Below are 13129 nucleotides of genomic sequence, written 5' to 3'. Positions count from 1 at the left end.
ACGAAAGGAAAGAGATGAGCTACAAGATGAGCGAGCTTTGCGAACTCTCGCAAACGCCCAAATCAACGATACTCTTTTACGTCAAAGAAGGACTTCTGCCCGAGCCCGTGAAGGTAAAAGACAACGTACATCAGTATGGCGAGGATACGCTTTTGATGCTAAATTTCATCAAATACGTCCAGAGCAATTTCCACCTCAGCCTAAAAGAGGTAAAGGCGCTCACGCAGCAAAAGGGCTTTAGCTTTAAGCGCTGCTACGAGGTGCTTTTTGATTCGCTCGACACCTTTATGGGGTCAAATTTCGCCCAGACGCTAAGCGCCGAGCAAGCGTGCGAGAGGCTGGGTATCACGGAGACTGAGCTAGATAAATTTATCGAAGATGGATTTATCTTTATGCGAGGCGGCAAGCTAACGCAAAAAGAGGTCGAGATCCTGCAAATCGTGCTAGAAACGCAAAAAAGTGAGCACGGGCGGGAAATTTTACAGACCTATATAAATTTAGCCAAACAAACGGCCAAAATCGAAGCCGAGTGCGCGCGCGAAATTTACGCGAAAGCAAAGGATAAAAACGCGGCTCTAAAGCTCGTTTTCGACAATATCTTGATCCTAAAACCTTACATCTTAAATTTCCACACATTCGATGCCTACAAAAAGGAGAACAAATGAAAGGCGTTTTTTCGGTTAGGGGCTTTTTGCCCTTTTTGATCGTTATGTTTATCAACGCAGTCGTAGATCTTGGCCACAAAATCACGATCCAAAACATACTTTTTAAGAGCATCGAGGATGAAAATTTACAGATCATCCTGACCTCGCTCGTAAATTTGCTAATCTTGCTGCCCTACATTATGCTTTTTAGCGTTTCGGGCTTTTTAAACGATAAATTTTCGCGCACCCGCATCACGAGATATGCGGCGGCAAGCGAAATTTTACTCACGCTTTTTATCACTATAAGCTACCTTTGCGGTTGGTTTTACGTGGCGTTTGGCACGACGCTGCTGCTAGCGGTGCAAAGCGCGGTATATAGCCCCGCCAAATACGGCCTTATCAAAAAAATCGTGGGCGGCGAGAAGCTGGGCGCGGCAAACGGTATCGTGCAGGCCTTTACTATCGTGGCGATACTGCTTGGCTCGTTTGTTTTCTCGGCGATTTTCGAGAGCTACGCCGTAGCGAGCACGGACGCCGGAGAGATGATAAAATCAGTCTGGTTTATCGGTGCGATACTTTTTGTTTGCTCGGTAGCCGAGACGATTTTTACGTTTAAGATTCCGTTTTTTGAAGCAACCGACGCAGGGCTTAAATTTGACGCGAAAAAGTACTTTAAACTAGGCTACTTAAAAGAAAACACGAGGCACATCTTTAACAACAAAAACGCCTTTTTATGTACGCTTGGGCTTTCTGTTTTCTGGGCGGTGGCGCAGCTGGTTATCGCCGTTTTCCCCGCTCACTACAAGGCTATGAGCGCGGATAACAACGTCATGATCGTGCAGGCTATTTTAGCCGTTAGCACTATCGGTCTGGTCGCCGGCTCGGCGTTAGCTGGCAGCTACTCGAAAAATCACATCGAGATGGGCATCGTGCCTTTTGGCGCGCTCGGGCTTTTTGCTTCGCTGCTTATGTTCGCTCAGGGCTCTAGCGCGGCGTTTATGACGCTGGCGTCCTTTTTGTTCGGCTTTAGCGGCGGTATTTTCATTGTGCCGCTAAACGCAAATATCCAGTTTTTCACGCCCGAAGAGCAGATGGGCCGCACGCTGGCGGGCAGTAACTTTATCCAAAACATCTTTATGGCGGCGTTTTTACTGCTTGCGATGGCGTTTAGCATATTTGCCGTTAGTACGCCGGGGATCTTCGTCATTACCTCCTTTAGCGTGCTTATCTGCGCGCTGGCGACGATAAAATACCTGCCGCATCTTTTCGCGCGTTTGCTTATCATGCCGTTTTTTAGGATCGGCTATACGATCAACGTCGACGGCGTCGAAAATATCCCGCAAAAAGGCGGCGCGCTGCTGCTTGGCAACCACATGAGCTGGATAGACTGGGCGGTGCTGCAGATGGCCTCTCCGCGTCCGATCAGATTTGCGATGCATAAGAGCTTTTATGAAATTTGGTACCTAAAATGGCTGTTAAATTTATTTGACGTGATCCCGATAGGCGCGGGAGCTAGCAAAAGTGCGCTAGAAAAGATCCGCGAGTGCCTAGACGCGGGCGACGTGGTGGCGCTGTTTCCTGAGGGGCACATCAGCTATAACGGCCAGATAGACGAGTTCCAGCACGGTTACGAGATAGCCGCAAGCGATACGAACTCCGTCATCGTGCCGTTTTATCTGCGCGGTCTTTGGGGTTCGAGCTTCTCGCGCGCTCAAAAATACTACCAAAGAATCAGCCGTAAAGTAGACGGCAAGCGCGCTATCAGGGTGAGCTTCGGCGCGCCTTTGGCACCTGAAACCAAAGCCCCACAGGTGCGCGAAAAAGTAGTCGAGCTATCGTTTTTTAGCTGGGCCGAGTATCTAAAAACTCTAGAGCCTATGCAGTTTAGCTGGCTAAAACACGCTAAAGCGGATCTGTTTAAACGCTCGATGGTAGATAGCACGGGCGCTGATCTAAACAATCTCAAGGTTATCGCTACGGTGCTAGTATTTTTGTCTAAATTTAAATTCTCGTTTTTAAAAGAGCGAAACGTCGGCGTGATACTGCCGTCCTCGGTGATGGGTAGCATTATAAATTTGATGTTATTTATTAGAGGCAAGATAAGCGTAAATCTAAACTACACGCTCAGCGAGCAAAATTTGATCGGCTGCGCGGACAAGGCGGGGCTAAGAAGTATAATCACGTCGCGCCAGTTTATCGCCAAACTAAAGGCTCGCGGCTTTGAGCTAGAAGAATCTCTAAAAGGCAGACTAATCTATCTCGAAGACGTCGCGCAGGGCATAAGCAAGGCTGATAAAATTTGCGCGATGCTAAAGGCGGTTTTGATGCCGCGCTGGCTGATTGAGCTTATATATTTTCGCGACGTTCGCATAGACGACGATGCGACGATACTCTTTAGCAGCGGCAGCGAAGGCACGCCAAAGGGCATCGTGCTAACGCATAAAAACATAATGGCTAACATCAAGCAAATTTCAGAGATCGTAAACACGGACGGCAACGACGTGATCTTAGCATCGCTACCGATATTTCATTCGTTCGGGCTTACCGCGGCGACATTTTTCCCGCTTAGCGAGGGTATCGCCTCGGCTCACGTGCCCGATCCTACAGACGCCTTTGCCGTGGGCAAGATGGTTGCCAAATACCACGCGACGATAATGTTTGGCACTTCGACGTTTTTTAGGCTCTATACCAAAAACAAAAAGCTAAATCCGCTGATGTTTTCTACGATCCGCTACGCCATCGCGGGTGCGGAGAAGCTAAACGCAGCCGTTAAGCGCGAGTTTAAGATGAAATTCGGCGTCGAAATTTACGAAGGCTACGGTACGACCGAGACTTCGCCCGTCGTTAGCGTAAATACCGCAAACGTACTAGAGCCCGAGTTTTTTAAAGAGCTCGTTTTTTCAAAAGAGGGCAGCGTGGGTCTACCGACAGCCGGCACGATAATACGAATCTGTGATCCAACAAGCCTAGAAAAGCTAGAAAATGGGCAAGCAGGCCTAATCCTAATCGGCGGCCATCAGGTGATGAAGGGCTACTATCTAGATGAGGAGCGCACGAAAGAAGCGATCGTCGAGCTAGACGGCGTGCGCTACTATAACAGCGGCGACATCGGCTTTTTAGACGAGGCGGGCTTTTTAACCATCACGGATAGGCTATCTCGCTTTGCTAAAATCGGCGGCGAGATGATAAGCCTGGGCGCGCTCGAGGCTCAAATCTCAGGCGTGCTGGGCGATGAGGTTACCTTTGTCTGCACCAATGTCGCCGACGAGAAAAAGGGCGAGCAAGTCGTCATGCTCTTTAGCGGCGAGATAAGCCAGGAGGAGCTAGCCGCGCGTATCAGAGCTTCTGCGATACCTTCTATCATGCAGCCTTCAAAGATTTATAAAGTAGGTGCCGTACCGGTGCTGGGAACGGGTAAGGTGGACTTTAAATCAAGTAAAAAGCTAGCGGCCGAGCTTGTTGCTGGTGAGGGGAATTTAGGCGCGGCGGAGGAAGCGTGAATTTGAGCGGTAAATTTAGGGCGGCAAAATTTGACGCCCTAAATTTGCAAATTCGACGAAACGGGCTTAAATTTGCGAGTTAAATTTAAGCCCGCCAAAGCTAGCGAAATAACGTAAATTTGACTCAGCAAACGAGTCAAATTTACACCAAATCCCTGCTGCTAAAGATAAAATATCCGCCGACAAGCATAATCGCGCCTAAAATCAGCGGGTAAAAAATCGAGTAAATAACAAATCCAAACGCGCTAAAGTTGTTTAGCACGAAATTTGACGCCACTCCGATAACGGCTAAATTCGGATCAAACAGGCTAATCGCCGCGATCCTAAAGACCTCGATCGGGTTAATGAGCGCGATAAAAAAGATGATATCCTCGCGTACGTTAGTTTTCATCAAAAAGCCGATCAGCGCGAGATCCAAAAACGCCAGCAAGATAAGCCAGAGTAAAAACGCGACGCCTTGACCCATTTCTTGATTTTTTATAGCCGAGGAGATGAGAAATCCAAATGACAAAAACACGAAGCTAAGCGCGAAAAGTAGGGCGGTGTAGAGGCTTAGGATATCCCACGGGATTTCGATTTTTTTAACCAGACCCGCGACTACTGCTAAAACGAAAGAGAGCAAAAGCGGCACGAAAATAACGAAAATGCGCCCCAAAGCTTTGCCGAAATAGTATTCGCCCAGGCTAACGGGGAAGCTAAGCATGTATTCGAGCAGATTCGTATCGCGGTCGGCGCTGATGCTGCGCACGGTCGAGATGAGGATAAAAATAGGCACGATAACGATGCAAATTTGGATAAAAAGCAACAAAAGCCGCGTAAGTCCGCTAAAACCCAGCACCCGCGAGTCCGTCACGCCGCTAAAGATAAAAGTAACGATAAGCCCCATAAAAACTAGCATATAGATGAGGAACCAGCGCGAGCGTAGCGACTCGGCGACGTCTAGTTTGGCGATGAGTAACAGGTTACGCATGAGCGCCTCCTTGAGAGATTAGCTCGTCTTTTATGATCTGCCCCAGATCCATCTCGACGTAGCGGTTTGATATACCCTGCACCTCATCAAGCCTGTGCGAGATGAAAACCAGCGTCTTTTCGCGCGCGAACTCGCCTAACAAGTCCATAAAATTTCGCCTGGCTTTGGGGTCTAAATTTGCCGTCGGCTCGTCAAACATCATAGCTTCGGTATCTTTAGCAAAGGCGATTGCGATTAGCATTTTTTGCTTCATACCGCCTGAGAGTTTGTAAAAGGGCTTGTGAAAATTTCCTTTTAGATCAAGCTCCATTTTCTCGCAAAATTTCTCTATGTTTTCCTGGGCAACGTTTGAACTTTTGCAGACGAACTCGCAAAGCTCTTTTAGGTTAAATTTAAGCGGCGGCGGCGTTTGCGGGACGAAAGATATCACGCTAAGGGCTTCTTTGCGCGCGGTAAAAGGATCAAAGCCGTTTACTCGCACCTCGCCGCTGTTTGGTTTAAATTCGCCCAGGATTATGCGCATCAGCGAGCTTTTGCCCGCGCCGTTTTGTCCTAGCACGACCGTTTTTTGTCCTTTTTCTATGCTTAAATTTACGTTTTGCAGTATCTTTTGCGAGCCAAAAGCCTTGGTGATGTCTTTTAAGATTATCAAATTTATCCTTTTAGATGAGCTTTTTAAAGCCGTTGTCGAATTTCAGCGCGTCGTGGTGACACACGTCGATACAGCGTCCGCAAAGCGTGCAGTCGCCGCCCACGAGACGAAATTCTTTTTTATTTTCGTCGCCGTCTAGTTTGGCGTTTTTCTTCGTGATTTCAAGCACGTGCGGCACGAGGCAGGTATCGATGCAGACTAAACAGTGATCGCAGCGATCTTTGTTCCAGCTGACTTTAACGGCGTTGGTGCGGGTTAGCAGCGAGTAGGTCGCGCCGATGGGGCAGACGTAGCGGCACCAGCCTCTGCGGGAGTAGAAAATCTCGACTAAAAGCACGAAAAGGGCAAACCAAATCGCGTGAAAATAGCCGTAAATAACAAACCTAGACACGATACCCGTCACGCTAAAAATCTCAAACACGAGCTGCGAGCTAGCAAAGCTCATCGCTATAAAAAGCGCGGTAAAGACGTAGCGCCATTTCGGATCGAAATTTCGGCGTTTGATTATCTTTTTGGCGGCTAAATTTTCGTGTATTTTCTCGCCGATCTCACCCAGAAAAGTATAAGGGCAAATCCAGCCGCAAAAGGCTCGTCCGCCCACAAGCGCATAAAAAAGTAAAATCGTAGCCGTGCCGATGATCAAATTTGTCGGAAACTCGTGCGTCGCGGCAAATACCTGAAAGCTCATAAAAGCGTCGGTCAAATGAAAGCCTAAAATCCTTGATCCGCTGATGTCGCCTTCTAAAATTTGAATATCCGCGCGGTAAGAAAGCACGAACAAAATATGCACGAGCGCGATAACGATAAGCCGCCAAGCGCGGATGCTAAGGCGCTTTTTGCCCTCGGCGTTTTTTACCGTGAGCGTGCTTAGAAACGGGACTTTGGCGACCGTGCAGCGCGTGGCGTACTTGTCCATTTTCTACTCTTTAAATTTTGAAATTTCATCAGCTAACGCGCCTAGATCCTCGTCTGAAACATTTGTAAGAAGCCCCTTCATCAGGCTATTTGGCACCTTGCCCTCTTTGTAGTTTTTTAGCGAAGCTAGGATTTCGTCCTTGCTTTTGCCCGCGATGCTAGGCGCCATCACGCCCTTGCCGTTTGCTCCGTGGCAAGGCGCGCAGGAGGTTAGGTATCGTTTGCTAACGCCCTCGCTAGGCTGATTTGAGACGCTGTTTTGTAGCTGTTTGATCTTTTTTATCTCTTCGCTATCTTGCAAATTTAGCTCTTCGTTTACGACTTTTTGCTGCGTTTGCTGCGCCGGTTTTAGCTCGGGCCTGCTGGCGTCCTTTATGGGTGCTGAGGGCTGGCTAGTCAGCATAAAAACCATGAGCGCAAGTACCAAAACTCCAAAGATTATCGCTATTTTCTTTCCCATTTTAGCCTCCTATTTTTTTCTAAATTGCTCGTTAAATTCGCTAATCTCGTTAGCCATCGCTCTGATCTGCGTATCGTCCATGCCGCGCACCAGATCTTTCATCAAAGGATTTGCCTTTTGCTTGCTCTTATACGCGGCGATCATGTCGTAAATTTGATCCGAGGTTTTATTTAGCAGCGACGGGCCGATGATGCCGTTGGCGTAGTCGTCGTGGCAGGCGGAGCATTTTACGATAAAGTCCTTGCTAAGTCGCCCTTTGATGAGTTTTAAATTTATACTTTGCAGCGGGCTTCGCACCATCGCTAGTGCGCCGACTGAGCGGCTAGTCTCGCTCTCCTCGTCGTCCAGGCCGAATTTGACTCTTTTTTTACCGTTTATATCGTAGGTCATAAACTGATCGTAGTCTTTTTGCGCGGTTGCGTTAGCGTCCGCTTTTTGCGTCTCTATCATGCCTGCGGCGGCGGGAGTCGCTTGCGTTTTTGCCGCTTGCGTCGTCGGTTTTTTATCATCCTTGCTCTCGCAGCCCGTTATCAGCGCGGCGGCGGCGAGGGCGACGAGACAGCCTAAAATTTTATTTCTCATTTTTATCCTTTGTAAATTTCGTCATAGCTGCGGTTTGGCGCTATATCGATGATCTGTGCCGGGCAAACCTCGGCGCACACTCCGCATCCGACGCAGCCTTGTTTAAATTCGGGCAAATTTCGCCCGTCGCTTTTAGCCATCGATATGGCGGCGTCTCCGACCGGACAGAGGCTAACGCACAGATCGCAGGGCTTATCCACGCTATTTTGAACGGCGTCTTTTACGGCTTGCTCGCGGTCGTTGTAAATTTTACGCTCGAGCATTTTCGTAACGCCGCTTAAATTTACGTTTTCGTTTTTATAAGCAAGACAGGCCTCGCGCCCTCGCAGCACTCCAACGCCCATCTTTACGTCGCTGATTTGCGTCGTGGCGTGATCTAGCGCGCCGCTGGGACAGGCTAAAACGCAAGGAAAAAGGTCGCACAGATAGCAGCCTCGCTTGTGCGCGTCAATGTAGGACGTGCCGTTTGAGTAGCCCTGCGCGATGTCTAGTAGCTCGATACTGTGATAGGGGCAAACCTGCACACACTGGCCGCATTTTATGCAGAGCGATTCGAAATTTTTAACCGCTCCGGGAGGCCGTAAAAAAAGCTCGTCCGCGCGCGTTTTAGGTAAAAAATATCCGATGCCGTAGCCTGCCGCTGCCGCGCCTGCCGTTAGGGCGATAAAATTTCGTCTATTCATAGCGTTGCCTTTTGAGCGTTATTGGGGCGCATTTTAGGAGAGCCGTCCTCTAAAAGCTTAAGCGGCTCGGAAAACGGCGCAAGCTTAGCTAGGAAATTTAGCCCGCTAATCACGGTCGAACCGTAGAAAAAGCGCAGAGTGGGATAATACTGCCAAAGCTTGTCGGCGTAAACGAAGTGCAAGTATGGCGTATCGCCGATCCCGTCTCTATCGACGTCTAGGCCTTCGTATTCGTCGAAATAATTACCGCTCCACTCGTTTAGCTCGATCTTTGAACCCGGAGTATCGTTGATAGCCGTTTCCATGTTGCCGATAAAATCATTGCCCTTAAACACGCTTTTTTCCTGCGTCGCGTGCATTTGCAGCCCGATGACGTTGTATAAAATTTGATTGTTTTCTATGGTGTTTACGGTGCCCGGATTTAGCGGCGAGCGGTCGGAGTAGATGCCGCGCGAGTTATACAAAAAGGTATTTTCTCTGATGTTAAATCCCGAGGCATCTTTTAGCGCGATACCCACGCCAAACGCTCCGTTTGAGTTGATTATCACGTTTCGGCGCACGAGAGAATTCGTAGAAAACATAAAATACATCCCCACTGCTCCGCCGCTAAATTCGTTATCCTCGATGAGGTTGTCCGCCGAATACATCGTATGCACGGCGTAGCGGTTATTTTTGCCGAAATTTTTGCGGATTACGTTGTTACTGGAAAACCACGCCACAATATCGCGGCTGTTATAGACGTAGTTTCGCTCGATCAAATTTTCGTGCGAATACCACGCGCGCACGGCGTCGCCGCGTCTAGGCACGTCAAAGCCTTCTTTTGAGGTGATGTTGTTGTCTCTGATGACGGCTTGGTTGCACTCTGATAGCTCGATACCAAACAGTACGTCTTTAAAGCGGCTTTTTTCTACCAAAAGATTATTGCCTTTTAGGCAGCTAACGCCGGCGTCCAGCTCCATCTGGCTCGTGCCGCTGCCTTCGATGTTTAAATTTATGAGTTTAACGTTTTTTGCCGTTACTTTTATCACGCTTGATTTGCGGTCGCCTCGTATCACGGCGCCATCGCCTTTGCCTATTATCGAGAGCGGTTTATCGATTACGATATTTCCTTCGTAAAGGCCGTCGTTTAGGCGCAAGATGTCGCCGGGTTCCGCAGCGTTTATAGCGTCTTGCAGCGGGCCGGCGAAGGCCGTCAAATTTAGCGCGCAAAAGAGCAAAAGCTTAAATTTCATTTCGCGTCTTTGAGCTCTTTTTTCTTTGAAAATACGGCTAGGATACAAAGCGCGCTCATAGCCATCATCACCCAAAATCCTATGCTAGGATACGAGTGCGTGGTAAACTGTGCGACCTTGCCGTCGCCAAGCACGGTCGGCATAAACGGTTTGATCTTAAACGCGCCCCACTCTTGCATATTGTGCCCGTACCAATAAAGCCAGCCCGCAAACGCGCCCATAAAAAGTAGCGGAGCGATGGTTGGAAGCACCATTAGCAGGGAGTTAAATTTGCCGTCATAGTATAAAAAGGCTAGCATGCAAAGCGTGGAAATGAGCAGATAATAAGGCGCAATCGCGCGCTCGACGTTGCCGCCGTGCTCCATCGGATACATGCCGATGTAGTGGTTTATGGTGTTCATCTCGTGCACGTCGCCGCTGTATCCGTCAACGTGAAAATAAACCGGAATGCCGTCTGGAAAGGCGTCTTTTGGATAGTTTGGCGCTTCAAGCGCGACGTACCAGATAGGAAAAGACGGCGTGCCGATCTCGGCTTTTTGCTCGATCATCTTTTCTAGGCTACTGGCGACGTCCTTTGGCATCAGGTGGTTTTTGTACTGAAACGAGGTGTAAAGGTCGTAAATTTTATACGAATACCCGGCAAGCGGCTCGCCCGCGGCGATCTTGGCTTTGGCTCCGAAAAAGCCCAGCACCGGGATCGTAAAACAAACGGTCATCAAGACTAACGCGATAATAGTGTAAATTTGATACTTCTTCATCGTTTCTCCTTTATTAAATTTAAAAAATTTTTCGCAAAACGCTTTTTAAATTTAACATAGGAGGCTCGGGTTACGCGCGCCGAGCCTTAAATTTAGCGTACTGATTCGGACCGCTAAGCCCGAATCAAATTTTGATTACATTCCTGCGTTTTCGTCGATCCATTTTAGGTATTCGATGATATCTTTGATCTCTTGATCGCTCATGTGCTGATTAGGCATTCTTAGGTTAAAGTAATCGATCATAGACTTGATATACTCGTCGCCGTAAAATTTAGCTGGATCTTTGATAAAGTCAAACACCCATTTCTCGCCGTTTTCGTGACGCAAAAGAACGCCGGTTAGATCTGGACCCGAGCTAACCTGACCGATGACGTGGCAGCCGTTACAACCGCCTTTTAGATAGGCTTCCTCGCCTTTGGCGGCAGCCGGGCTCATAGGCGTGGCGATCTCTTTAGCGAGATTGTTTTTAGCTCTTAGGCCGACGTCTGCGGTTTTAACCATATACTGCCATACTTGGTACTCCCATAGTATCGCGCCGTTTACGTCGCCTTTTTTATAGGCTTCGTCGGCTTTTGCTTTTGCTTCAGGGATTTTGCCGTATTGATCTAGCGCGTCCGTAACTAGCTCTTTTACCTTAGGATATTTTTCGTAATGCTTCTCTTTTAGATACGTAACGACGCTTTGGATAACCTCGTCGGTAGCTTTGTTCGTAGCGATTACTTTATCGTATTCGGCTTTTAGAGCTTCCGGGCTTAGGGTTTTTAGCTTGCTTGCTTTGGCGGATTCGTATTTTTTGTTCGGATCTTTAACTAGCAAGTAACCCATCATCTCAAGGTGCAGCGCAGAGCAAAACTCGGTGCAGTAGTAAGGGAATACGCCCTCTTCGTCCGCTACGAAATTTACGGTCGCTGTTTTACCCGGCTCTAAAGAGGCGTGGATGTTGTAAAGATCCACGGTAAATCCGTGCGTCTCGTCCTGGGCGCGCTCTAGGTTCGTTAGGTGGATAGTTACGTTGTCACCTTTATTTACTTCGATGTGTTCAGGGTTGATGTGGCTTCTGATCATCGTAGCGTAGACGGTTACGTTTTTGCCGTTACGCTCGACTCTCTCCTGTCCGGCAAGAGTTACGAACGGACTTTCTTTGCCCGTGCGAGAGTTTGTTCCCATAGTATAGGTAGTGGCCGGTTTTAGCTTGCTAGCCGCGATAGAAACTACGTCGTGAGGCTCGCCAAGAGGTATCGGCATATCGTACAAAAGCTCCATCTTAGCACCCGTGATGTCGATAAGCTGGTGGTTTTGCGGGTGAAGAGGACCTACCGGGTTAAAGCGATCGATTGAAAGTTTATCAAGAGCGATAGCGTATTTACCCTTAGGTTTTGACGATTTGCCCTCCATAGTATCAAGGTGTCCGATGTTGTAGTGGACGTTGATCCTATCTAGAACTTTTAGATTTTTATAGTCCCATTTCACGATCTGGCTATCGACGTAAAGAGAGGTATAGATGATGCCATCTTTCTCGTCAAAAGAGTTGTGCAGAGGTCCAAGGCCAAGTTCCACTTGTCCTTGCAAGCTCTTTGCCATATCAAGCACAGGGATACCGTACGGATCAGTGCCGGCGAACTCTTTTTTGTCGATTAGGTTTTTGATCTTTTTAAAATCATAAACCGTCGCGTGAGTATCTAGCTTGCCGCCGATAACGATATAGCGACCGTCAGGAGTGACGTCTACGCCGTGCGGGCTCTTTGGTTCAGGGATCAAAAATAGCGCGCCGGCTTTAACCGCGGCGTCTATGGTAACTACTCTATGGCCGTTTATCTCCATGTAGTTTTTCTTATCCTGAGCTAGTTTTTCTAAAATTTGCCAGTTATAAACGTGCAAATAGTCAGTGTCGTTTCTGCTGGCGCCCGCTTCAAACGGAGGCAAGCCCTTTTCGATACCGCCCGTATACATCTCGGAGTTTATCGAGTTTGTAAACGCCCAGCCGAAGCTCTCGCCCTTACCGGCGTCGCTTAGGTCCTGCCAGTACGGAGGAAGCTCGAGCGAGAAGGAGGCTTTCTCGTCTATCTTGCCTTTTGGATAGTCGAATTTCCAAAACGTTACCGCACCGCGGTATGCGCTTTCGTACTCGTCTATCGAGTGGTAGCCGTTATCTAGCGGAGCCGCGTACTGCGCCGCTTCGATGACGTATTCGCTATTTGGAGTGATGAAGCTGCCGCCGTGTTCGCTTTTTACGATTGGATTAACGACGATTTGCGTAGTTTCGAAATCGTGCAAATTTATCACCGCGATGCGAGGGTTGGCTTTGTCGTTGATGAAAAGATAATCGCCGACGTATTCGCCGTTTTTCTCGGTTAGAGCAGGGTGGTGAGTGTCGCCCCAAGTTATCTCTTTGCCTCTAATAGCTCCGCTTTTTAGGATAGCCTTAGACTCCTCGTCGTATCCGTATCCCTGCCAAGGCTCGGGCGTAAAGACGCCGATAAATTTGTAAATCCTCATTGAAGGCACGCCGTAAACCATCACTTGCCCGCTTTGGCCTCCTGATGAGAAGACGATATAGTCGTCCTTCTTGCCGCTCGGCTGATACGTTTTAGCAGCCGCCAGGATGTCTTTTTCCGTTAGACCGCGCGCTTTCATGATAGCTTGCAGGTCGCTATCCGATGCACACGCACTGCTAACGGAAAACGCGAGGCCTGCAGCCGCAACGATACCGCAACTAAGTAGTTTGTTCATTGA

Annotated in this window: 11 protein-coding genes; 2 read left to right on the top strand and 9 right to left on the bottom strand. The window is 48.5% G+C overall.

The features are described 5' to 3' along the window. The first annotated feature begins 14 nt into the window (after positions 1–14). Together E4V70_RS03715 and E4V70_RS03710 are read left to right on the top strand one after the other, a co-directional pair. Positions 15–665, top strand: coding sequence for a MerR family transcriptional regulator (locus E4V70_RS03715; protein ID WP_122861824.1), 651 nt, complete (start codon positions 15–17; stop codon positions 663–665). Further along, entirely contained in the window at positions 662–4144 is a 3483-nt protein-coding gene (locus tag E4V70_RS03710) for an acyl-[ACP]--phospholipid O-acyltransferase (protein ID WP_122861825.1), read from the top strand. Before E4V70_RS03715 ends, E4V70_RS03710 begins: the two co-directional genes overlap by 4 nt. Positions 4145–4286: 142 nt before the next feature. Here the strand turns inward: E4V70_RS03710 and E4V70_RS03705 are convergent, their stop codons facing one another. From E4V70_RS03705 to nosZ, 9 genes are all read right to left on the bottom strand, one after another. Then, the gene (locus tag E4V70_RS03705) at positions 4287–5114 is read right to left on the bottom strand and encodes an ABC transporter permease (RefSeq protein WP_122861826.1); all 828 of its coding nucleotides are present in this window, start codon (positions 5112–5114) and stop codon (positions 4287–4289) included. Continuing rightward, complete coding sequence (locus E4V70_RS03700; protein ID WP_122861827.1) at positions 5107–5766, bottom strand: ABC transporter ATP-binding protein; 660 nt, start codon at positions 5764–5766, stop codon at positions 5107–5109. Before E4V70_RS03700 ends, E4V70_RS03705 begins: the two co-directional genes overlap by 8 nt. Positions 5767–5776: 10 nt before the next feature. Further along, a complete protein-coding gene (locus E4V70_RS03695; RefSeq protein WP_122861828.1) occupies positions 5777–6682 on the bottom strand; it encodes a NapH/MauN family ferredoxin-type protein in 906 nt (301 codons plus the stop codon). A 3-nt stretch (positions 6683–6685) separates the two neighbouring features. Further along, positions 6686–7141: a c-type cytochrome gene (locus E4V70_RS03690; RefSeq protein WP_122861829.1), complete on the bottom strand. Its 456-nt coding sequence runs from the start codon at positions 7139–7141 to the stop codon at positions 6686–6688. Positions 7142–7150: 9 nt separating this feature from the next. Further along, positions 7151–7723 (bottom strand): c-type cytochrome, encoded by a 573-nt coding sequence (locus E4V70_RS03685; RefSeq protein WP_122861830.1) that lies wholly within the window; start codon positions 7721–7723, stop codon positions 7151–7153. A gap of 2 nt (positions 7724–7725) precedes the next feature. Further along, the gene (locus E4V70_RS03680; RefSeq protein WP_122861831.1) at positions 7726–8406 is read right to left on the bottom strand and encodes a 4Fe-4S dicluster domain-containing protein; all 681 of its coding nucleotides are present in this window, start codon (positions 8404–8406) and stop codon (positions 7726–7728) included. Continuing rightward, positions 8403–9638 (bottom strand): nitrous oxide reductase family maturation protein NosD, encoded by a 1236-nt coding sequence (locus tag E4V70_RS03675; protein WP_122861832.1) that lies wholly within the window; start codon positions 9636–9638, stop codon positions 8403–8405. The genes E4V70_RS03680 and E4V70_RS03675 overlap by 4 nt, the downstream gene beginning before the upstream one ends. Further along, positions 9635–10396, bottom strand: a complete 762-nt coding sequence (locus E4V70_RS03670; protein WP_122861833.1) for a cytochrome C — start codon at positions 10394–10396, stop codon at positions 9635–9637. Before E4V70_RS03670 ends, E4V70_RS03675 begins: the two co-directional genes overlap by 4 nt. Positions 10397–10531: 135 nt before the next feature. Further along, the gene (gene nosZ / locus E4V70_RS03665; protein ID WP_122861834.1) at positions 10532–13126 is read right to left on the bottom strand and encodes a Sec-dependent nitrous-oxide reductase; all 2595 of its coding nucleotides are present in this window, start codon (positions 13124–13126) and stop codon (positions 10532–10534) included. Between the last annotated feature and the right edge of the window lie 3 nt (positions 13127–13129).

The sequence above is a fragment of the Campylobacter showae genome (genome assembly GCF_900699785.1).
GTDB classification, from domain to species: Bacteria; Campylobacterota; Campylobacteria; order Campylobacterales; family Campylobacteraceae; genus Campylobacter_A; species Campylobacter_A showae_D.
This window is presented reverse-complemented; position numbering and strand designations above follow the sequence as displayed.

Coding starts and splice junctions, on each gene's coding strand:
- E4V70_RS03715 (WP_122861824.1), top strand. CDS start 15: ATGAGCTACAAGATGAGCGAGCTTTGCGAACTCTCGCAAACGCCCAAA.
- E4V70_RS03710 (WP_122861825.1), top strand. CDS start 662: ATGAAAGGCGTTTTTTCGGTTAGGGGCTTTTTGCCCTTTTTGATCGTT.
- E4V70_RS03705 (WP_122861826.1), bottom strand. CDS start 5,114: ATGCGTAACCTGTTACTCATCGCCAAACTAGACGTCGCCGAGTCGCTA.
- E4V70_RS03695 (WP_122861828.1), bottom strand. CDS start 6,682: ATGGACAAGTACGCCACGCGCTGCACGGTCGCCAAAGTCCCGTTTCTA.
- E4V70_RS03690 (WP_122861829.1), bottom strand. CDS start 7,141: ATGGGAAAGAAAATAGCGATAATCTTTGGAGTTTTGGTACTTGCGCTC.
- E4V70_RS03685 (WP_122861830.1), bottom strand. CDS start 7,723: ATGAGAAATAAAATTTTAGGCTGTCTCGTCGCCCTCGCCGCCGCCGCG.
- E4V70_RS03680 (WP_122861831.1), bottom strand. CDS start 8,406: ATGAATAGACGAAATTTTATCGCCCTAACGGCAGGCGCGGCAGCGGCA.
- E4V70_RS03675 (WP_122861832.1), bottom strand. CDS start 9,638: ATGAAATTTAAGCTTTTGCTCTTTTGCGCGCTAAATTTGACGGCCTTC.
- E4V70_RS03670 (WP_122861833.1), bottom strand. CDS start 10,396: ATGAAGAAGTATCAAATTTACACTATTATCGCGTTAGTCTTGATGACC.
- nosZ (WP_122861834.1), bottom strand. CDS start 13,126: ATGAACAAACTACTTAGTTGCGGTATCGTTGCGGCTGCAGGCCTCGCG.